Annotated in this window: 10 protein-coding genes, 1 tRNA gene and 3 pseudogenes; 3 read left to right on the forward strand and 11 right to left on the reverse strand. The window is 70.5% G+C overall.

The features are described from left to right. Nucleotides 1–94 precede the first annotated feature (94 nt). Nucleotides 95–936 (forward strand): annotated as a pseudogene (locus tag BM536_RS09265) (Fpg/Nei family DNA glycosylase). Nucleotides 937–968: 32 nt separating this feature from the next. Further along, nucleotides 969–1,733: an SDR family NAD(P)-dependent oxidoreductase gene (locus BM536_RS09270; protein WP_073500201.1), complete on the forward strand. Its 765-nt coding sequence runs from the start codon at nucleotides 969–971 to the stop codon at nucleotides 1,731–1,733. 447 nt (nucleotides 1,734–2,180) lie between these two features. Here BM536_RS09270 and BM536_RS09280 read toward each other — a convergent pair whose 3' ends face one another. From BM536_RS09280 to BM536_RS09320, 9 genes and pseudogenes are all read right to left on the reverse strand, one after another. Continuing rightward, entirely contained in the window at nucleotides 2,181–2,651 is a 471-nt protein-coding gene (locus tag BM536_RS09280) for a Dps family protein (RefSeq protein WP_073497365.1), read from the reverse strand. A 236-nt stretch (nucleotides 2,652–2,887) separates the two neighbouring features. Then, on the reverse strand, nucleotides 2,888–3,268 hold the full coding sequence (locus BM536_RS09285; RefSeq protein WP_073497352.1) for a helix-turn-helix domain-containing protein: 381 nt from the start codon (nucleotides 3,266–3,268) through the stop codon (nucleotides 2,888–2,890). A gap of 109 nt (nucleotides 3,269–3,377) precedes the next feature. After that, nucleotides 3,378–3,923: a CinA family protein gene (locus BM536_RS09290; protein WP_073497354.1), complete on the reverse strand. Its 546-nt coding sequence runs from the start codon at nucleotides 3,921–3,923 to the stop codon at nucleotides 3,378–3,380. Beyond that, complete coding sequence (gene pgsA / locus BM536_RS09295) at nucleotides 3,920–4,690, reverse strand: CDP-diacylglycerol--glycerol-3-phosphate 3-phosphatidyltransferase (RefSeq protein ID WP_073497355.1); 771 nt, start codon at nucleotides 4,688–4,690, stop codon at nucleotides 3,920–3,922. Before pgsA ends, BM536_RS09290 begins: the two co-directional genes overlap by 4 nt. Beyond that, nucleotides 4,687–6,159 (reverse strand): 30S ribosomal protein S12 methylthiotransferase RimO, encoded by a 1,473-nt coding sequence (gene rimO / locus BM536_RS09300; RefSeq protein ID WP_073497357.1) that lies wholly within the window; start codon nucleotides 6,157–6,159, stop codon nucleotides 4,687–4,689. Before rimO ends, pgsA begins: the two co-directional genes overlap by 4 nt. 123 nt (nucleotides 6,160–6,282) lie before the next feature. Next, nucleotides 6,283–7,114, reverse strand: a pseudogene (locus tag BM536_RS09305) (helix-turn-helix domain-containing protein). 257 nt (nucleotides 7,115–7,371) lie between these two features. After that, nucleotides 7,372–10,089, reverse strand: coding sequence for a DNA translocase FtsK (locus BM536_RS09310; protein WP_107439572.1), 2,718 nt, complete (start codon nucleotides 10,087–10,089; stop codon nucleotides 7,372–7,374). Nucleotides 10,090–10,244: 155 nt separating this feature from the next. Then, on the reverse strand, nucleotides 10,245–10,931 hold the full coding sequence (locus BM536_RS09315) for a response regulator (RefSeq protein ID WP_073497359.1): 687 nt from the start codon (nucleotides 10,929–10,931) through the stop codon (nucleotides 10,245–10,247). Between the two features lie 244 nt (nucleotides 10,932–11,175). Beyond that, nucleotides 11,176–16,641 (reverse strand): HAMP domain-containing protein, encoded by a 5,466-nt coding sequence (locus BM536_RS09320; RefSeq protein ID WP_094102799.1) that lies wholly within the window; start codon nucleotides 16,639–16,641, stop codon nucleotides 11,176–11,178. Nucleotides 16,642–16,968: 327 nt separating this feature from the next. Between BM536_RS09320 and BM536_RS09330 the strand changes: the two are divergent. Then, a pseudogene (locus BM536_RS09330) lies at nucleotides 16,969–19,702 on the forward strand (SpoIIE family protein phosphatase). A gap of 65 nt (nucleotides 19,703–19,767) precedes the next feature. Here BM536_RS09330 and BM536_RS09335 read toward each other — a convergent pair. Both BM536_RS09335 and BM536_RS09340 read right to left on the reverse strand, forming a co-directional pair. Continuing rightward, nucleotides 19,768–19,843: transfer RNA gene (locus BM536_RS09335), tRNA-Thr, on the reverse strand. 75 nt (nucleotides 19,844–19,918) lie between these two features. Beyond that, a complete protein-coding gene (locus BM536_RS09340; protein ID WP_073497363.1) occupies nucleotides 19,919–20,581 on the reverse strand; it encodes a DegT/DnrJ/EryC1/StrS family aminotransferase in 663 nt (220 codons plus the stop codon). Nucleotides 20,582–20,772 lie beyond the last annotated feature (191 nt).

The raw sequence follows: 20,772 nt of genomic DNA on the forward strand, positions 1-20,772 counted from the left end.
CGACCCGACCGCACCCGACCCACCCGACCGGCCTCGGCGTCCCGAACGCCCCGGACGACCGCACACCCCACTCCCGCCGTGCCACCCTTGACCCATGCCCGAAGGTGACACGGTCTGGCAGGCCGCGAGCCGGCTGCACAGCGCCCTCGCGGGCAAGGTGCTGACCCGCTCGGATCTCAGGGTGCCCAAGTACGCCACCGCCGACCTCACCGGCCGCACCGTCCTGGACGTCACCCCGCGCGGCAAGCACCTGCTCACCCGTATCGAGGGCGGTCTCACCCTCCACTCGCACCTGCGGATGGACGGCGCCTGGAAGATCTTCGCGAACGGCCAGCGCTGGAGCGGCGGCCCGGCCCACCAGATCCGCGCCATCCTCGGCAACCACGACACCACGGCCGTCGGCTACCGCCTCCCCGTGCTCGAACTGCTGCGCACCCCCGACGAACAGCGCGTGGTCGGCCACCTCGGCCCCGACCTGCTCGGACCCGACTGGGACCCCGACCAGGCCCTCGCCAACCTCCTCGCCGACCCGGCCCGCCCCCTCGGCGAGGCCCTCCTCGACCAGCGCAATCTCGCCGGCATCGGCAACGTCTACAAGAGCGAACTCTGCTTCCTCCTCGGCATCACCCCCTGGCTCCCGGTCGGCGCGCTCCCCGCCGACGCGCCGCCAAGCTGCCGGACCTCGCCAAGAAACTCCTCGAAGCCAACCGCGACCGCCCGGTCCGCACCACCACGGGCCGCCGCGGCCAGGACCTCTTCACCTACGGCCGCGCCCCCCGCCCCTGTCTGCGCTGCGGAACCCCGATCCGCGTGGCCGACCAGGGCGACGGCTCCCGCGAGCGCCCCACGTACTGGTGCCCCACCTGCCAGTCGGGCCCGGTCCCGGCACCGGGCTCCCCTCCCACGCGCCGTTTCCGCCGCCGCTCCCCCAATTGACGGACCGTCAGATCTGCTCGTACCGTCCCCTCATGGGCGTGAAGGCGTACGACCTCACCGGGCGGACCGCGTTCGTCACCGGCGCCGCCGGCGGCATCGGCCGCGCCTGCGCCGTACTGCTCGCCGAGGCCGGCGCCACCGTGCACGCCGCCGACCGCGACACCCGGGGCCTGCACGAGACGGCGACCCTCATCAGGGACCGGGGCGGCACGGCCCACACGCACCACCTGGACGTCACCGACCGCGCCCGGCTGCGGCAGGCCGTGGACTCCTGCGAACGGCTGCACGTCATGGCCGCCGTGGCCGGCATCATGCACAGCAGCCCGGTCCTGGAGACCCGCGACGAGGACCTGGACCGCGTCCTGGCCGTCAACTTCAAGGGTGTCCTCTACGCCTGCCAGGAGGCGGCTCGCCTGATGCTGGCGCATCGCACCCGAGGCAGCATCATCACCATGGCCTCGGGCGCGGTCGACACCGGCGGCCCCGGCCTCCTCTGCTACGGCGTCGCCAAGGCCGCCGTGGTCCAGCTGACGAAGACCCTGGCGACCGAGGTCGGCCCCTACGGCATCCGCGTCAACGCCGTCGCCCCGGGCTGGATCCGCACCCCCATGACCGACCGCCACGACACCGACGCGCAGACGCACACCGAGGCCCGCATGTCCCGCGTCTCCCCACTGGGCCGGGTCGGCGAACCGGAGGACGTCGCCCACACCGTGCTCCACCTGGCCTCGGACGCGTCAGCCTTCACCACGGGCCAGATCCTCCGCCCGAACGGCGGCGTGGCCATGCCCTGGTAGTCCCCGCACCCGACACGACAGCCCCGAGCCGGTCGCACGCCACGCACGGGACGACGACACCCAGCCGCTCCCCAGCCCCGCCTCGACCCTCGCTCCACCCCGCCAACGACCCGCCCTCACCCCGCTCACCCCGCCAAGCCGGCCCGCCACCGCCCCGCCGCGACCGCACCCACGGCGCCCGACTTGGCCACGCCAGTGCACCGGCAGGCAGACTCAGCCCCCACCCACCGGCCGCCACGGCCCCCTCCAGCACCCCGGCGTCGGCCGACACGGCAAGCCGCACCACGGCCCACCACCACGCCGCCCCGAGCCCCAGCGCGGCCCCCCGGCGCACTATCGGTCCCGCCATGGACGTCACCTCCAGCCCACCGCCGGCGCCCCGTCAGCCGGCCCACGACGGCGCCGGGCGGCCGCCGCCGCCCCGGTCACGCCCGAGGGCCCCCTCCCTCACCCGCTTTCCGCCTGGAACATCCAGTGATGCTTCTCCAGATCCCCTGTGATCCCGATGAAGAGGTCCTGGCTCACAGGATCGGCCTGCTCGGTGGCCGCCACCCGCTCCCGCATCCGGGTGATCACCGCTCCCAGAGCGGTCACCAGCACCCCGACCGCGTCGTTGTCCTTGACCCAGCCCTCCGGCGCCACGGTGATCCCGCTCGCGCCGGCGACCGTCGCCGCACGCCCATCCGGTGAGACGCCCAGCGCCGAGGCCCGCTCCGCCACGGTGTCGGTGTGCGTGCGCGCGATGTCCACGACCTCGTCGAGCTGAAGGTGGACCGACCGGAACCGCGGCCCGACGACGTTCCAGTGCACCTGCTTGGCGACCAGCGACAGGTCGATCAGATCGACCAGCGCGCCTTGCAGGGCCTCGGACACGATGGCCAGGTCCGCATCGGGCAGAGGGCTCTTCACGACGTACATCCGTACCTCCGGGTGATCGGGTCCCGACATGCCCCTCCACGATGACGGCAGCCCCGGACCCCAGCAAACGGACCCGGAAGCGCGAGAGAGGGCGACCTCACGCAAAAACCCCGACCGCACCTCTCCGGATCTCCCGGAGAAGCCCCGGCCGGGGCCTCACAGTTGCCGTACGCCTACGCGTACCCGCACCCGTCCTCACACCTACTCGTGGGTCGACGCACCCGCTCAGGGGCACGTCACGCGGCGACCACGTCCACCGCCTCGGCGGGCGCCTTGATGGTCACCCGCTCCGGTGGCACACCGGTCACCGACACGGAACCCAGCATCGGACGGACCGACGCCGGTACAGGCCCACTGGGGGTGGCCGCAGCCGACTGAGCCAGCTCGGCGAGGGCGAGCTCGTCGCTCACTTCCCGCATGAGCTCGGACATCCGTACGTCCAGCGCGTCGCAGATGGCGGCGAGCAGCTCGGAGGAAGCCTCCTTCTGCCCCCGCTCCACCTCGGAGAGATAGCCGAGTGAGACTCGGGCGGACGAGGAGACTTCGCGCAGAGTACGGCCCTGGCGCTGGCGCTGCCGACGCAGCACGTCACCCAACAGGCGACGGAGCAGAATCATCGGTGGCTCCCTCCTCGGACCGCGTAGCCGCATCCTTCACGCCCCACCGTACCGCCTTGCGCTGCGGCCGTGCGGGGAGCGATGTCGTGTTCACTCAGGGCTGCAAACATCAAAACCCCCCGTTCTGTTCCGTATCCTGTGCCCGCTCATTCCCGGTCTGTTCGCCCGCCAGCTCTCTCAGGAGCACTGCGAGTACGCTCCGTACACTCTCTCTACGAATTTCCGCACGGCTGCCGTTCAACCGCAGGGCCTCCACTTTTCCGCCAGAGGCGGAACCGGCATCCTGCCCCGACGGGCCCTCCACCGCGACGAAGACCGTCCCCACGGGCTGCCCGTCCTGCTCGTCGGGGCCGGCGACTCCGGTGGTCGCGATGCCCCAGTCGGCACCCAGCGCCCTTCGCACACCGGCCGCCATCTGGGCCGCCACCTGCGCGTCCACGGCTCCGCGAGCCGCCAGCAGACCCGCGTCCACGCCGAGCAGCTCATGCTTGAGCGCGGTGGCGTACGCCGTGACCGATCCCCGGAACGCCCGGGACGCCCCGGGCACGGAGGTGATCTCCGCCGCCACCAGACCACCCGTCAGCGACTCGGCCACGGCGAGCGTCTCGCCCCTCACCGTCAGTAGCCGCACCACGTCGGTGGCCGTGGAACTCACGCTCGCGTCTCCCCCGAAGCCGCCCGGCGCTCGGCGATCCCCTGCCTGCGCAGCACGATGGCCTGTCGCACATAGTCGAGCCCGGTCACCACGGTCAGCACGACCGCCCCGGCCATCACCCACCAGCGCAGGGTGGCCAGCCAGCCGGTGAGCGCCAGGATGTACATCCCGACGGCCACGCCCTGGGTGAGCGTCTTCAGTTTGCCGCCCCGGCTCGCCGGGATGACGCCGTACCGGATGACCAGGAAACGCAGCAGGGTGATCCCGAGTTCCCGGCCGAGAATCACGCCCGTCACCCACCACGGCAGGTCGCCGAGCGCGGAGAGGCAGATCAGGGCCGCCCCCATGATCGCCTTGTCGGCGATCGGGTCGGCGATCTTCCCGAAGTCGGTGACGAGGTTGTAGGTCCGCGCCAGATGCCCGTCGAACAGGTCGGTGATCATGGCGACGGCGAAGGCCGCCCAGGCGAACGCGCGCCACGCCGGGTCGTACCCGCCGTCGGCCAGCATCAGGGCGACGAAGCCGGGCACCAGCAACAGCCGGAGCATGGTCAGCAGATTGGCGACGTTCCAGACGCTGGCCTGGTTGACGGCCGCGGCCGCGATCTTCGCGCCCCGCGCGGGCCGCAGGGTCCCCTGCTCGTCCATGGTGGCCCCGGTGATGCCGGAGCCCGTCTCCGGAGTCCCCGAGGCATCGGGGGCAGGGCTCATGGCCGCCCCCTGCGCCCTTGAGGAGCCTCCCGCGGCCGATGCCGGGACACCCGTCATCTGTCCGCCTCCTCACTACACCCGATCGAGCCCTGAAGGGGCTCGGCCACCAGGTCGACACCTTCCGTACCGACCACCTTCGCTTCGACCATACGACCGACGCTCAGTCCTTCGCCGCTCGTGAGCAGCACCTGGCCGTCGGTCTCGGGCGCCTGATGGGCCGCACGGCCGTACACGCCCTCGGCGGGGTCCACCGATTCCACGAGCACGTGCAGGCTCTCGCCCAGCCGCTCCTCGGCACGCTGCGAGACGAGTTCCTCGGCGAGCCGGGAGATCCGCGCGAGCCGCTCGGCGACGACGTCCTCGTCGAGCTTGTTCTCGTACGTCGCGGCCTCGGTGCCGTCCTCGTCGGAGTACCCGAAGACACCGATGGCGTCCAGACGGGCGTGGTTCAGGAACCGCTCCAGCTCGGCCAGGTCGGCCTCGGACTCGCCGGGGAAGCCGACGATGAAGTTGGAGCGCACACCCGCCTCGGGCGCCTTGCTCCGGATGGTGTCGAGCAGTTCGAGGAAGCGGTCGGTGTCGCCGAAGCGGCGCATCGCGCGCAGCACGTCGGGCGCGGAGTGCTGGAAGGACAGGTCGAAATAGGGGGCGATCTTCGGCGTGGAGGTCAGCACGTCGATCAGGCCGGGCCGCATCTCGGCCGGCTGGAGATAGCTGACGCGCACCCGCTCGAGGCCGTCGACCTCCGCCAGCTCGGGCAGCAGCGACTCCAGCAGCCGGATGTCGCCGAGGTCCTTGCCGTAGGAGGTGTTGTTCTCGGAGACCAGCATGATCTCCTTGACGCCCTGCTCGGCCAGCCACCGCGTCTCGTTCAGCACGTCGCTCGGGCGGCGGGAGATGAAGGAGCCGCGGAAGGACGGGATGGCGCAGAAGGAGCAGCGCCGGTCGCAGCCGGAGGCGAGCTTGACCGAGGCGACCGGGGCGCCGTCGAGCCGGCGGCGCAGGGGCGCACGGGGTCCGGAGGCCGGAGCGAGCCCGTCCGGAAGGTCTGCCGGAGCGTGCCCCGGAAGGGCCACCGAGCCGGCCGACTCCTGCCGCTCCGCGGGGCTGATCGGCAGCAGCTTGCGCCGGTCGCGCGGGGTGTGGGAGGCGTGGATGCCGCCGTTGAGGATGGTCTGGAGGCGGTCGGAGATGTCGGCGTAGTCGTCGAATCCGAGTACGCCGTCGGCCTCCGGGAGGGCCTCGGCGAGGTCCTTGCCGTAGCGCTCGGCCATGCAGCCCACCGCCACGACGGCCTGGGTTCTGCCATGACCCTTGAGGTCGTTGGCCTCCAGGAGCGCGTCGACGGAGTCCTTCTTGGCGGCGTCGACGAAGCCACAGGTGTTGACGACGGCGACGTCCGCGTCCTCGGCGTCCTCCACGAGCTGCCAGCCGTCCGCCTCCAAACGGCCTGCGAGCTCCTCCGAGTCCACCTCGTTACGGGCGCAGCCAAGGGTGACGAGTGCGACGGTACGGCGTTCAGGCATGGGCTCAAGACTACTTTGTCTGGCTGACACCCCATGTCGACGGGGTTGGCGATCTTCAGGCGTCATGGCGAAGGGGCCGGCGACGACCGCCGACCCCTTGGGAAACCCCGGCTCCGCCCGGCCTCAGCCGGCCTGCGGGTCGCCCTTGGTGTACGTCAGCCGCTCCACGGCACCCGGCTGGAAGTCGTCGTCGATCTTCTTGCCGTTGACGTGGAGCTCCACCGCCCCGGCGTCACCGAGGACGAGGTTGACCCGCTCGCTGTCCTGGAAGGTCTGCGACTCGCCCTGCTTGAGCAGTCCGTCGAAGAGCATCCGGCCGTTGTGGTCCTTGGCGAAGATCCAGCTCTTGCCGTCGGTGGCCGTGACCTGGACGGTCACCTTGTCCTGCGGGGCCGCGGCGATGGCGCTGTCGGAGGGCTCCGGCTGCTCGTCGACGGGCTTCTCGGTCTTCGGTGTCGGGGTGGCGGGCGCGCTGCTCGACGGGGTGGTGCCGTCGCGACGTCGGTCGTGCCGTCGTCGCCCTTGAACGCCGTGAATCCGACGAAGCCGACCACGGCGACGATCGCGGCGACCATGGCCGCGGTCCAGTTCGGCCCGCGCCGCTCGGGGCGGATGCGTTCCGCCTCGAACATGGGTGCGGCCGGGGTCGGCGCCGGACGTCCACCGTGGGCAGCGTCGTACTGCTCCATCAGCGGGGCCGGGTCGAGGTGGACGGCCTGGCCAGGGTCCGGATGTGACCGCGCGCGTAGACGTCGCCGCCGCAGGGCGTGAAGTCGTCCGCTTCGATGGAGTGCACGATGGCGATGCGGACCCGGGTGGCGGTACTGACGTCGTCGACGGTGAGCCCGGCCGCGATGCGGGCCTGCTGGAGGGCTCGGCCGATGGAGGGGTGGGCTGCCTCGGAAACGTCTTCGAACGGACGCTCGTCTTCAGGGGAGTTGCTGCCGATGGACACGGGGGCGCCTTTCGAGCGTATAGCCACCTGTGCTGGAGGTTCAGTCTAGGGGGGGTGCGAAAGGGAGGGGCAACCGGGCGGTAGGACTTTGTACGCCATCGGTATGGCCGGACACGCCGATGACGGGACACGTACGGCTCCCGAGTGGGACCCGCACCTGGCCGCTCGCTCAACTGGACGTACGGCGAGGGGAAACGGTTGCCCGCCGCTCTCTAACGGGTGAGTCACGAACGCCCGCCGTCCCCACGGAGAGACGTCTACCCCTCAGGCTCCCCGCGGATCACGGCGAGCACTCCGTCCAACTCGTCGGGTTTCACCAGAACGTCACGGGCCTTCGATCCCTCGCTCGGGCCGACGATGTTCCGCGACTCCATGAGGTCCATCAGCCGGCCGGCCTTGGCGAAGCCCACGCGCAGCTTGCGCTGGAGCATCGAGGTCGACCCGAACTGGGTGGAGACGACCAGCTCGGCCGCCTGGCACAGCAGGTCGAGGTCGTCGCCGATGTCCTCGTCGATCTCCTTCTTCTGCTTGGTGCCCACGGTGACGTCGTCCCGGAAGACGGGCGCCATCTGGTCCTTGCAGTGCTGCACGATCACCGCGACCTCGGCCTCGGTGACGAACGCGCCCTGCATACGCGTCGGCTTGTTCGCGCCCATCGGCAGGAACAGTCCGTCACCCTTGCCGATCAGCTTCTCGGCACCGGGCTGATCGAGGATGACCCGCGAGTCGGCGAGCGAGGACGTGGCGAACGCGAGCCGCGAAGGCACGTTCGCCTTGATCAGACCGGTCACCACGTCCACCGACGGCCGCTGCGTGGCCAGCACCAGATGGATGCCGGCCGCACGCGCGAGCTGCGTGATCCGCACGATCGAGTCCTCGACGTCGCGCGGCGCGACCATCATCAGGTCGGCCAGCTCGTCGACGATCACCAGCAGATACGGATACGGCTGGAGCTCACGCTCACTGCCCTCGGGCTTCTTGACCGTCCCCTCCCGCACCGCCCGGTTGAAGTCGTCGATGTGCCGGTAGCCGTACGCCGCCAGGTCGTCGTAGCGCAGGTCCATCTCGCGTACGACCCACTGGAGGGCCTCGGCGGCCCGCTTGGGGTTGGTGATGATGGGCGTGATCAGGTGCGGGATGCCCTCGTAGGCGGTCAGCTCGACGCGCTTGGGGTCGACCAGGATCATCCGGACGTCCTCCGGGGTCGCCCGCATCATGACCGAGGTGATCAGGCAGTTGATGCAGGACGACTTGCCGGAACCGGTGGCGCCGGCGACCAGTATGTGCGGCATCTTCGCCAGCGAGTGCATGACATAGCCGCCCTCGACGTCCTTGCCGAAGGCGACCAGCATCGGATCGTCGTCCTCGGCGGACTCGGCCAGCCGGAGCACATCGCCGAGGTTGACCATCTCGCGGTCGGTGTTCGGGATCTCGATGCCGACCGCCGACTTGCCGGGGATCGGCGAGATGATCCGCACGTCCGGACTGGCGACGGCGTACGCGATGTTCTTCGTCAGGGCGGTGATCCGCTCGACCTTCACGGCGGGGCCGAGTTCGACCTCGTAGCGCGTGACCGTCGGGCCGCGGGTGAAGCCGGTGACGGCGGCGTCGACCTTGAACTCCGAGAAGACGGTGGTGAGCGACGCGACCACCGCGTCGTTGGCGGCGCTGCGTACCTTGCCGGGTCCGCCGCGCGTGAGGAGGTCGAGCGAGGGCAGCGCGTAGGTGATGTCGCCGGAGAGCTGGAGCTGCTCGGCGCGCGACGGCAGCTCGCGCGGCGGCTCGGGAGCCGCCTTGGTCAGGTCGGGGACGGCGCCGGTGTTGAGCTTCTCCCGCTTGGGGCGGCCGGCCGGGGCCGGGACGGGCGTCGGCGTGGTGGACTCGCGATCGCCGACACTCACGCCCTGGGTGAGGTCGGCGACGATCCGGGAGGGTGGCATGCCGTGCAGCACGGCCCCGTCGAGGTCGGCCGCGGCGGCCGCCGCGATGTCGACGGCGTCGATCTGCCGGTCCATCGCCGGCTGCGGCACGGCCGAGCGCCGGGGCCGGCCGCGACGCCGGCCGAGGGCCTCCTGCTCCGCGCTGTCGGGGTCGAAGGCCTGGGGGGCGCTGGAACGGCGCCGGGAGCGCGCGGGCAGCGCCTCGCGCCACTGCTCGTCGTAGCGCGCCTCGTCGTCGCCGAACTCGTCGTACGCCTCGGCCGCCGGGTCCTGCACCACGCCGAGGCGCACCCCGAGCTGCCGCAGCCGCTGCGGGATGGCGTTGACCGGCGTGGCGGTGACCACCAGCAGTCCGAAGACCGTGAGCAGCACGAGCAGCGGTACGGCGAGGACCTCGCCCATGGTGTACGTCAGCGGGGTCGCCGCGGACCAGCCGATGAGGCCGCCGGCGTCCCTTATCGCCTGCATGCCGTCACTGCGGGCGGGCGAGCCGCAGGCGATGTGGACCTGCCCGAGCACCCCGATGAGCAGCGCGGACAGTCCGATCACGATGCGGCCGTTGGCCTCGGGCTTCTCCGGGTGCCGGATGAACCGTACGGCGATGACGGCGAACAGGATCGGCACCAGCAGGTCGAGGCGGCCGAAGGAACCGGTCACCAGGATCTCGACGAGGTCGCCGACCGGGCCGTGCAGATCGGCCCAGGTCCCCGCGGCGACGATCAGCGCGACGCCGAACAGCAGCAGCGCGACGCCGTCCTTGCGGTGGGCGGGGTCGAGGTTCTTGGCGCCGTTCCCTATGCCGCGGAACACCGCTCCGACGGCGTGCGCCAGGCCCAGCCAGACGGCGCGTACGAGGCGGTAGATGCCCCCGGTGGGACTGGGGGCCGTTCGGGGCGCGGGCTTGGCCACGGCCTTCCGGGCGGGCGCCTTCTTCGCCGGGGGCTTCTTGGCGACGGCCTTCCTCGCCGGAGCCTTCGCGGGAGCGACCGCCTTCTTGGCGGGCTGCTTCTTGGCTGCGGAGGGACGTGAGGCCATGGTGTGAGGTTACCGGGGGAGACGACAAGGGACACGTGTGACCGCTGCTTCACCCGTTCGTGTCGCTCTCGGGGAGGCGCGGAACTGACGCGCGCCCCCGCGCGAGTGACGCCTGCTCACGCACAACTGCGGCCGCGGCACGTGCCCGTTCCGGTTCAGCTCTGCGACGTCACGGAGGGCGGGCCGCTTCCGGTGCCCGGCTCCAGCGCGTCCAGCGCCCGGCGCAGGCCGGTGAGTTTGCGCTCCAGGTGCGCCGCCGTGGCCACCGCCGCCGCGTCCGCCGACTCGTCGTCGAGCTGCTTGGAGAGGGCCTCGGCCTGCTCCTCGACGGCCGCGAGCCGCGCGGACAGCTCGGCCAGCAGCCCCGGCGACTCCTTCGCTCCGTCGGCCGGCGTCTTGCCCCCGCTGCCCTCCAACTGCAGCCGCAGCAGGGCCGCCTGCTCCCGCAGCTGGCAGTTCTTCATGTACAGCTCGACGAAGACCGAGACCTTCGCGCGCAGCACCCACGGATCGAACGGCTTGGAGATGTAGTCGACCGCACCAGCCGCGTACCCGCGGAAGGTGTGGTGCGGGCCGTGGTTGATCGCCGTGAGGAAGATGATCGGGATGTCCCGAGTCCGTTCTCGCCGCTTGATGTGCGCGGCCGTCTCGAAACCGTCCATTCCCGGCATCTGGACGTCCAGCAGAATGACCGCGAAGTCGTCCGTCAGCAGTGCTTTGAGCGCCTCTTCCCCGGACGATGCCCGCACCAGCGTCTGATCGAGCGCAGAGAGGATCGCCTCCAGCGCCAGCAGATTCTCCGGCCGGTCATCGACCAGGAGGATCTTGGCCTTCTGCACCATGGCCCGCCCTCCTCGCCCCGGCAGTGCACCGGGCGCCGCCCCTGGGGACGACTCCTGTGCGCCGCCCTTCCTTGTGCCGGTCATGGTAGCCGCACCCCGACCGTCGCCACACCCTGTCACCGTGATGTCACCGTGCACGTAGCAGGAACGCGGCGGAAGACCAGAAGGTTCCCCGAATACCACCCCGCTACACGCCTTCGGCCACCCTGAGTCAGCAACTCCCCGCGTCCCCGGACGGTTCCCCTCACTCGGCGCGCATCCACTGGGCCATCACCGCCAGCAGGTGGTCCGGATCGACCGGCTTGGTGACGTAGTCGGAGGCACCCGACTCGATCGCCTTCTCCCGGTCGCCCTTCATCGCCTTCGCGGTGAGCGCGATGATCGGCAGACCCGAGAACTGCGGCATCCGGCGGATCGCCGTGGTCGTCGCGTACCCGTCCATCTCCGGCATCATGATGTCCATCAGGACGACCGCCACGTCCTCGTGCTGCTCCAGGACCTCGATGCCCTCGCGGCCGTTCTCCGCGTACAGCACCGACAGCCCGTGCTGCTCCAGGACGCTGGTCAGGGCGAACACGTTGCGGATGTCGTCGTCGACGATCAGCACCTTCTCCCCGCCGAACCGGATGCCCCGCGGCCCCTGCGCCGCCACCTCCTGCCGGACGGGCGCCCACTGCTCGGGCCGGCCGACCTGCGGCTCGCTCCCGGCCGCGGACCTGCGCCGGCGCCGGAACAGCGCCGCCGGACCGTTCTGCGTGTCCTGGTACGACCTCACCTCGGCCGGCGTCTGGATCTGCACCCCGGCCAGCTCCGACCGCTCCCGCTTCTCACTCTCGGACGCCACCAGGTCGCCCGCCTCCAGCTGGGGCACGACCTGCTGGTAGCCCTGCGGCGGCAGCTCGCTCGGGTGCAGCGGCAGATACAGCGTGAACGTCGAGCCACGCCCCGGCTCGCTCTGGGCGTAGATCTCACCGCCGAGCAGTTGCGCGATCTCCCGTGAGATCGACAGCCCGAGACCCGTTCCGCCGTACTTGCGGCTGGTGGTGCCGTCGGCCTGCTTGAACGCCTCGAAGATCACCCTCATCTTGCTGGCCGCGATCCCGATACCCGTGTCGGTCACCGAGAACGCGATCAGCGGCGCCTCCGCGTCGGCCAGCGAACCGGCCTCCAGCAACTGCTCCCGGATCGCCAACGGCACGTCCGCCCCGGCCGGCCGGATGACCAGCTCGACCGAGCCCGAGTCGGTGAACTTCACCGCGTTGGACAACAGGTTGCGCAGCACCTGCAGGAGCCGCTGCTCGTCGGTGTGCAGCGTGGCCGGCAACTCCGGCGACACCCGCACGGACAGGTCCAGACCCTTCTCCGCGGTGAGCGGGCGGAAGGTGGCCTCCACGTAGTCCACGAGCTGCACGAGCGCGATGCGCGTCGGAGAGACGTCCATCTTGCCCGCCTCGACCTTCGACAGATCGAGGATGTCGTTGATCAGCTGGAGGAGGTCGGAACCGGCCCCGTGGATCGTCTCGGCGAACTCGACCTGCTTCGGCGAGAGGTTCCCCTCGGCGTTGTCCGCGAGCAGCTTGGCGAGGATCAGCAGCGAGTTCAGCGGCGTACGCAGCTCGTGCGACATGTTGGCGAGGAACTCGCTCTTGTACCGCATCGACACCGCGAGTTGCTCGGCCCGCTCCTCCAGGACCTGCCGCGCCTCCTCGATCTCGGTGTTCTTCACCTCGATGTCCCGGTTCTGCCGGGCCAACAGCTCGGCCTTCTCCTCCAGTTCGGCGTTGGACGCCTGGAGGGCCTTCTGCCGCTGTTCCAACTCCGCCGACCGCTCACGCAGTTGCTCGGTCAGCTCCTGCGACTGCTTCAGCAGCTGCTCCGTCTTGGTGTTGACGGAGATGGTGTTGACGCTGGTCGCGATCATCTCGGCGAGCTGGTTGAGGAAGTCCCTCTGGATCTGGGTGAACGGCGTGAAGGAGGCCAGCTCGATCACCCCGAGCACCTGCCCCTCGAACAGCACCGGCAACACGATCACCTGCGCGGGCGGTGCCTCCCCGAGCCCCGAGGAGATCTTCAGGTAGCCGCTCGGCGCGTTGGAGACGAGGATCGTCCGCTTCTCCTCGGCCGCCGTGCCCACCAGCGCCTCACCCGGCCGGAACGAGGTCGGCATCGACCCCATCGAGTAGCCGTACGAACCCAGCATCCGCAGCTCGTAGTGCTCGTCGACGCCGTCGGCCGGCGGCATCGCCAGGAAGAACGCGCCGTGCTGCGCGGCCACCAGCGGCGGCAGCTCGCTCATGATCAGCGAGGCCACGTCCTCCAGGTCGCGCCGGCCCTGCATCAGCGCGGACACGCGTGCGAGGTTGCCCTTGAGCCAGTCCTGCTCCTTGTTGGCGATCGTGGTGTCGCGCAGGTTGGCGATCATCTTGTTGATGTAGTCCTGGAGTTCCTGGATCTCGCCGGACGCGTCCACGTCGATCTTCAGGTTCAGGTCGCCACGCGTCACCGCGGTCGCCACGCGCGCGATGGCACGCACCTGCCGGGTCAGGTTCCCGGCCATCTCGTTCACCGACTCGGTGAGGTCCCGCCAGGTGCCGTCGACGTCCCGCACGCGTGCCTGACCGCCGAGCTGCCCCTCGGTGCCCACCTCACGGGCGACCCGGGTCACCTCCTCGGCGAACGACGACAGCTGGTCGACCATCGTGTTGATGGTCGTCTTCAGCTCGAGGATCTCCCCGCGCGCGTCGATGTCGATCTTCTTCGTCAGGTCACCCTTGGCGATGGCCGTCGTCACCATGGCGATGTTGCGCACCTGGCCGGTCAGGTTGGACGCCATCTGGTTCACCGACTCGGTGAGGTCCTTCCACGTGCCCGCCACACCGGGTACGTGCGCCTGCCCGCCGAGGATTCCGTCCGTACCCACCTCACGGGCCACCTTGGTGACCTGGTCGGCGAACGAACTCAGCGTCTTCACCATGGTGTTGAAGGTGTCGGCGAGCTGCGCGACCTCGCCGCGCGCCTCGATCGTCACCGTCCGCGTCAGGTCGCCGTTGGCGACGGCGGCCGCGACCTGGGAGATGTTGCGCACCTGCATGGTCAGGTTCTTGGCCATCAGGTTGACGTTGTCGGTGAGGTCCTTCCAGATGCCCGTGACGCCCGACGCGTGCGCCTGGCCGCCCAGGATGCCCTCGGTGCCCACCTCACGGGCCACCCGGGTCACCTGCTCGGCGAACGACGACAGCTGGTCCACCATCGTGTTGACGGTGGTGACGAGCTCGAGGATCTCGCCCTTGGCGTCGACGGTGATCTTCTTCGACAGGTCGCCCTTGGCGACCGCGGTCGTGACCTCGGCGATCTGGCGCACCTGGATGGTCAGGTTGTTCGCCATGAAGTTCACGGACTGCGTGAGGTCCTTCCAGGTGCCGGAGACACCCTGCACCTCGGCCTGACCGCCCAGCTGCCCCTCCGTGCCCACCTCACGGGCCACCCGCGTGACCTCCTGGGCGAACGACGACAGCTGGTCGACCATCGTGTTCAGGGTGTTCTTCAGCTCCAGGATCTCCCCGCGCGCGTCCACGGTGATCTTCTGGGAGAGGTCACCGCGGGCCACGGCGGTGGCGACCTGCGCGATGTTGCGCACCTGCGCGGTGAGGTTGCCGGCCATGCCGTTCACCGAGTCCGTCAGGTCCCGCCACACGCCGGCGACGCCCGGCACCTGCGCCTGGCCGCCGAGCTGACCGGCGGTGCCCACCTCGCGCGCCACCCGGGTCACCTGGTCGGCGAACGCGGAGAGCTGGTCGACCATCGTGTTGATGGTGTTCTTCAGCTCGAGGATCTCACCGCGCGCGTCGACGTCGATCTTCTGGGAGAGATCGCCCCGGGCCACGGCGGTCGTCACCTGCGCGATGTTGCGCACCTGCGACGTGAGGTTCCCCGCCATCGAGTTGACGGAGTCGGTGAGTTCCTTCCACGTGCCGGACACACCGTCCACCCGGGCCTGCCCGCCGAGCCGGCCCTCCGTGCCCACGTCCCGGGCCATCCGCGTCACCTGGTCGGCGAACGACGACAACTGGTCCACCATCGTGTTCACGGTGTTCTTCAGCTGGGCCATCTCACCGGACACGTCCACGGTGACCTTCTGCGAAAGATCGCCGTTGGCCACCGCCGTCGTCACCTGGGCGATGTTCCTCACCTGTCCGGTGAGATTCCTGAACGCCGTGTTGACGGAGTCCGTCAGGTCCTTCCACGTCCCGGCCGCGCCCGACACCTGCGCCTGACCACCCAGCTCACCCTCGACACCGATCTCCCGCGCCACCCGCGTGACCTCGGCACCGAAGGCCGACAGCTGGTCGACCATCCCGTTGACGGTGTTCTTCAGCTCCAGCATCTCGCCGGCCACGTCCACCGTGACCTTCTGCGACAGGTCACCGTTGGCCACCGCCGTCGTCACCGCCGCGATGTCCCGCACCTGCGTGGTGAGGTTGCGGAACACGGTGTTGACCGAGTCGGTGAGGTCCTTCCACGTACCCGCCGCGCCCGGCACGTTCGCCTGTCCGCCCAGCTGGCCCGCCGCACCGACCTCGTTGGCCACCCGAGTGACCTCGTCCGCGAAGGTCCGCAGCGTCTCGGTCATCTGGTTGATCGTGTCGGCGAGCTGTGCGACCTCGCCGCGCGCCGACACCGTCACCTTCTGCGACAGGTCGCCGTTGGCGACCGCCGTGGTGACCTCCGCGATCCCCCGCACCTGAGCCGTGAGGTTTCCGGCCATGGTGTTCACGGAATCGGTGAGTTCTTTCCACACACCGTCCACACCGGACACCCGCGCCTGCCCGCCGAGGATGCCCTCGGTGCCCACCTCACGGGCCACCCGGGTCACCTCCGAGGAGAACGCAGAGAGCTGGTCCACCATCGTGTTGACGGTGTTCTTCAGCTCCAGCATCTCGCCTTCGACATGCACGGTGACCTTGCGCGACAGGTCGCCCTTGGCCACCGCCGTCGTCACCAGCGCGATGTCGCGCACCTGAGCCGTCAGCCGCTCCGCCATGGTGTTGACGGACTCCGTCAGGTCCTTCCAGGAACCCGACATACCGCGCACCTGGGCCTGTCCGCCCAGCTTGCCCTCGGTGCCCACCTCACTGGCGACACGCGTGACCTCGTCGGTGAACGTCGACAACTGGTCGACCAGGTTGTTGACCGTCCGCCCGACCTTCAGGAACTCCCCGCGCAGCGGATGCCCGGTCCCCTCCGGCGTCTGCGTCCGCAGCTCCATCCGCGGCGACAGATCACCCTCGGCCACCGCAGACAGCACGCGCCCGACCTCGGAAACCGGCCGTACGAGGTCGTCGACCAGCGCGTTCGAGTTGTCGATGGCGCTCGCCCAGGATCCCTCGCAGGCACCCGTCTCCAGCCGCTCGGTGAGCTTCCCCTCACGTCCGACCATGCGCCGTACCCGCGACAGCTCACCCGTGAGATGCAGATTGCGGTCCGCCACCTCGTTGAAGACGGCCGCGATCTCCGACATCACGCCGTCGCCGGACACCGTGAGCCGCTTGCGGAAGTTCCCCTCCCGCATCGAGACCAGGGCAGCCAGCAGCCGGTTCAGGGCCGCGGTGTCCACCGTGGTGGTCCCGCTTCGGGGTGAGCGCTGCCGGCTCAGGGTCTGTCCGCCTTTCGCGCGCGCCTTCGTGCCCCGCGTCGCTGCGCCAGACTCCACGTTGTCCCTCCCGGAGGGGTCGACCGTCGTACTGCCGATGTAATCAGGCAGGCCCAAGAGGCTGCTGCCCGGCGAACACACAAGACACCCAGTCTGCCGGACCTTCACAAGAAGCCTGCCCAGTGTTTCACCCCCGCCGAACCCGGCCATAACAGTTCGGCGGCTTTCGCACACCGTCCGCACACCCTGGGGCGGAAACACAGCTGACCGGCATCCGCGAGGGCGGGGAAGGTAAGTAACCTTGCATGCGGCTGTCCAGCCACGCCGGTCCGTCCGGCCTGGGCGGTGGCACGAGCACGAGCGGGCATCGGAGGGGCGGCCGCACACATGACCACCGGACTGATCCCGGGGGGACAGCCCCCGGACCCCCGGCCGCGCGCGTTTCCACCGCAGCAGCGACGCGAGCAGGACAGCCGGGAAGAAGCCCAGCACGTCGACGACCGGCCGAGGAGTTCTGTGATCACCGCGCGCGCGGCTGCCAGCTTCGAGCCCGTCGGGCGATCCGTGGCGACCGCCCGCGCGTTCGTCCGCGACACCCTCCAGGGCTGGGGTTACGCCGACATCATCGACGACGCCGTCGTCCTCACGAGCGAACTGGTGACCAACGCGGTCGTCCACGCGGGCACCCACGCCGACCTCCTGTGCCTGCGCCACGAGGACGGCGTACGGATCGAGGTCGCCGACCACTACCCGGAGCGCGAGATCCCCCTCCAGGGCTCCCTCGCCACCATGGGCAGCCCCGACCGCGAGGGCGGCCGCGGTCTCCAGCTGTGCGCGGCCATCGCCGCCCGCTGGGGCGTCGACTACACGCCCACCCACAAGACCGTCTGGTTCCAGCTCGACCTGCCCGACCGCCCGGTGGGCACGCGTACGGCCGGCCCCGCGCTCCCCGCCGAACTTCTGCCGCTCGCCGACAGCCGCGTCCGCGTCGCCGTCGTCCAGATCGACCGCACCGGCGCCATCTCGGCGTGGAACGAGGACGCCGAGGAACTCTTCGGCTACCCGGCCGACCAGGTCGTCGGCAAGCCCCTCACCGACCTCGCGGCCTGGCCGCACACTCCCGGCACCAGCACCGGCATCGTCGAGGCACTCCAGCTCTCCCGCTGGGAGGGCAGCTACGGCATCCGCGGCGCCGACGGCCGCGTGACCCCCGTGTACGCCTCCCACCTGCGCGTCCGCGACACCGAGGGCGACCCCTCCACGGTCTGTCTCCTGGTCCGCAACCACGAACGCGCGGTCCTCCAGTCGCCGACCCGCCTCCCCGCCACCGACGGCCGCCGACGGCCAGAGCGCGGACCCCTTCGAGGTCTTCATCGGCTCCCCCGCCCCCGACGACCTCGACGGCCTCCTCCAGCGCACCGTGGAACGCGCCCGCGACATGCTCGACGGCGACTCCGCCTTCCTCCTCCTGGCGACGGACGACGAGACGGAACTGGAGGTCCGCGCCTCCACGGGCCTGCCCTCGGCCCGCCAGCGCTTCGCCCGCGTCCCCGTCGAGGCAGGACCCGGCCGTTACGGCTCCGCCCGCATGCCGGCCGTCCACGAGGACCTCCTCGCCGTCCCCGGCGCGGTCCCTCTCCTCAACGGCACCGGCATGCGCTCGGTCGTCACGGTCCCGCTGAAGGTCGAGGGCCGCCTCACCGGCTCCCTGGGCGTCGCGGCCGAGGGACCGGGCCGCTACTCCAACGAGGAGGCGCTGCGCCTCCAGTTCGCCGCGGACCGCATCGCGCTGGCCGTCGAGTCGGCCCGCCTGGGCGAGCTGGAGCGGCTGCGCCGCGGCTCCCTCAGCTTCCTCGTGGAGGCCTCCGACCTGCTGGCCGGCACCCTCGACCGCGACCAGACCCTGGCCCTGATGGCCCAGATGACGGTCCCGACCCTCGCCACCTGGTGCGCGGTCTACACGATCGCCGACCAGGCCTCCGACCCGTACCTCTCGTACGTCCTGCACGAGGACGAGGAACTCATCGACGGCATCAAGTCGTTGCTCTCGAAGATCGCCCCGCCTGACCCGGTCCCCACCCCGGGCGCCCGCGTCTGGTCGGCCCCCGGCGAGGCTGCGCACGACGCCGCCCTGCGCAGTTCCATGCGCACCCTCGGCCTGACCGGCGGCCCGACCCACCAGATGTCCTCGGGCATCGGCCCCACCCTCGCCACGGCGTCCGCGGTGGGCGGCGAGACCGTCGTCCTGCCCCTGGTCGCCCGCAACCGCGTGATCGGCATGCTGACCCTCGGCAAGCCCACCGACGAGCACTTCCGCCAGGAGATCCTGGAGCTGGCCGAGGACCTGAGCCGCAGAGCGGCCCTCGCCCTGGACAACGCCCGCCTCTACTCCGAGCGCACGGCCATCAGCCAGTCCCTGCAGCGCAGCCTCCTGCCCCCGGAGCTGCCCGACATCGACGGCGTCGAGGTCGAGGTCATCTACCGCGCGGCCGGCGAGGGCAACGAGGTCGGCGGCGACTTCTACGACCTCTTCCCGATCAGCGACGGCGCCTACGGTTTCGCGATCGGCGACGTCTGCGGCACCGGCCCGCACGCGGCGGCGGTGACGGGTCTCGCCCGCCACGCCCTGCGCCTGCTGGCGAGGGAGGGCCTCAGCGGCCCGGCGGTCCTGGAGCGCCTCAACTCGGCGATCCTCGACGAGGGCGCCCGCAGCCGCTTCCTGACCCTCCTCTACGGCGAGATGCGACCGCAGCCGGACGGCAGCGCGGAGTTGAAGGTGGTCTGCGCCGGACACCCCCTCCCCCTCCGACTGCGCCAGGACGGCACGGTCGAGCCGGCCGCCGATCCCCAGCCGCTGCTCGGGGTCATGGAGGACCTGGAGCTGTACGAGCAGACGGTCGTCCTGGACCCGGGCGATGTCCTGCTCTGCGTCACGGACGGCGTCACCGAGCGCCGTGAGGGCACCCGCATGCTGGGCGACGACGGCCTCGCCGACGTACTCACCACCTGCACGGGTCTGACGGCGGGCGCGGTGGCGGCCCGCATCATGCGCGCGGTGGAGCGCTTCGCGTCGGACGCCCCGTCCGACGACATGGCGATCCTCGCGATGCGCGTCGCATGAGGGCCTGAGGAACCCGCCACAACGAGAAATCCCCCCGCCCGGAAGGGCGAGGGGATTCTCTGTTCTGGAGCCCCCAAACGGAATCGAACCGTTGACCTTCTCCTTACCATGGAGACGCTCTGCCGACTGAGCTATGGGGGCCAGTTACTTTTCGGGGTTTCCCCCGCGGCAACGGAATAGAGCATACCCCGAACGGAGCTGTGTTCCCAAACTCGGTCAGAAGGCGGGCTGGAGCAGTCCTCCGAGGGCATTGCACGCGGACACCATGCGCTGCATGTCCCGCTTTGTCAGCGACGCGTCCACCGGCAACGCCAGCGTCTCGTCGGCCGCCAGTTCGGTCTGCGGCAGCGATATGAAGCGCCGGAACTCGGGCAGCCGGTGCAGCGGTGTCTTCACCGGCACCCGGCAGTCGACTCCCCTGCCCCGCAGGGCCCGTGCGAACGCGTCCCGGTCGGGCCGCCCGTTCCCGGGCACCCGGACCACGTACTGCTGATAGGTGTGCCCGTCCCCACCGTCGGGCGTCCGCAGACCGCGCAACCGCGCGTCGAGATAGGCGGCCCGCTCCCGCCGCTGCGCCACCTCGCCGTACGGCGCCTCGGACTCCGCCTGCTCCAGCACCAACAGCCCATGTAGCTGCCCGAGTTCATACAGCCGCCCGGTGTCGGCCGGCCGCCCGAACCGGTGTACGGCAACGACGGCCGCCGTCCGCGGAGTTATCGCTGCGCGGACAGCGTCCGGGTCGAGGCAGTAGGTCACCGGATCCACGTCGGCGAAGGCGGGAAGCGCACCCGCCCGGGTGACCGCTTCGGCTACTTCGACGTTGCCGAACGCCGGCATGACGACCTCGTCACCGAGTCCGACGCCCGCGGCCCTGAGCATTGCAGCAGTACCCATGCCGTGGATGCTGGGGGCGGGACATGAACGTCAAGTGACCGGAAACAAAAAAGGGTTGGGCTCTGAACCGAAGTTCAGAGCCCAACCCTTTGAAAAATTGTTCGGCGGCGTCCTACTCTCCCACAGGGTCCCCCCTGCAGTACCATCGGCGCTGTAAGGCTTAGCTTCCGGGTTCG

This window comes from Streptomyces phaeoluteigriseus (assembly GCF_001896135.2).
Classification (GTDB): Bacteria; Actinomycetota; Actinomycetes; order Streptomycetales; family Streptomycetaceae; genus Streptomyces; species Streptomyces phaeoluteigriseus.

What these genes read in the sequence shown, in the direction of transcription:
- BM536_RS09270 (WP_073500201.1), top strand. Translation starts at nt 969, where the DNA reads ATGGGCGTGAAGGCGTACGACCTCACCGGGCGGACCGCGTTCGTCACC.
- BM536_RS09280 (WP_073497365.1), bottom strand. Translation starts at nt 2,651, where the DNA reads ATGTACGTCGTGAAGAGCCCTCTGCCCGATGCGGACCTGGCCATCGTG.
- BM536_RS09285 (WP_073497352.1), bottom strand. Translation starts at nt 3,268, where the DNA reads ATGATTCTGCTCCGTCGCCTGTTGGGTGACGTGCTGCGTCGGCAGCGC.
- pgsA (WP_073497355.1), bottom strand. Translation starts at nt 4,690, where the DNA reads ATGACGGGTGTCCCGGCATCGGCCGCGGGAGGCTCCTCAAGGGCGCAG.
- rimO (WP_073497357.1), bottom strand. Translation starts at nt 6,159, where the DNA reads ATGCCTGAACGCCGTACCGTCGCACTCGTCACCCTTGGCTGCGCCCGT.
- BM536_RS09310 (WP_107439572.1), bottom strand. Translation starts at nt 10,089, where the DNA reads ATGGCCTCACGTCCCTCCGCAGCCAAGAAGCAGCCCGCCAAGAAGGCG.
- BM536_RS09315 (WP_073497359.1), bottom strand. Translation starts at nt 10,931, where the DNA reads ATGGTGCAGAAGGCCAAGATCCTCCTGGTCGATGACCGGCCGGAGAAT.
- BM536_RS09340 (WP_073497363.1), bottom strand. Translation starts at nt 20,581, where the DNA reads ATGCTCAGGGCCGCGGGCGTCGGACTCGGTGACGAGGTCGTCATGCCG.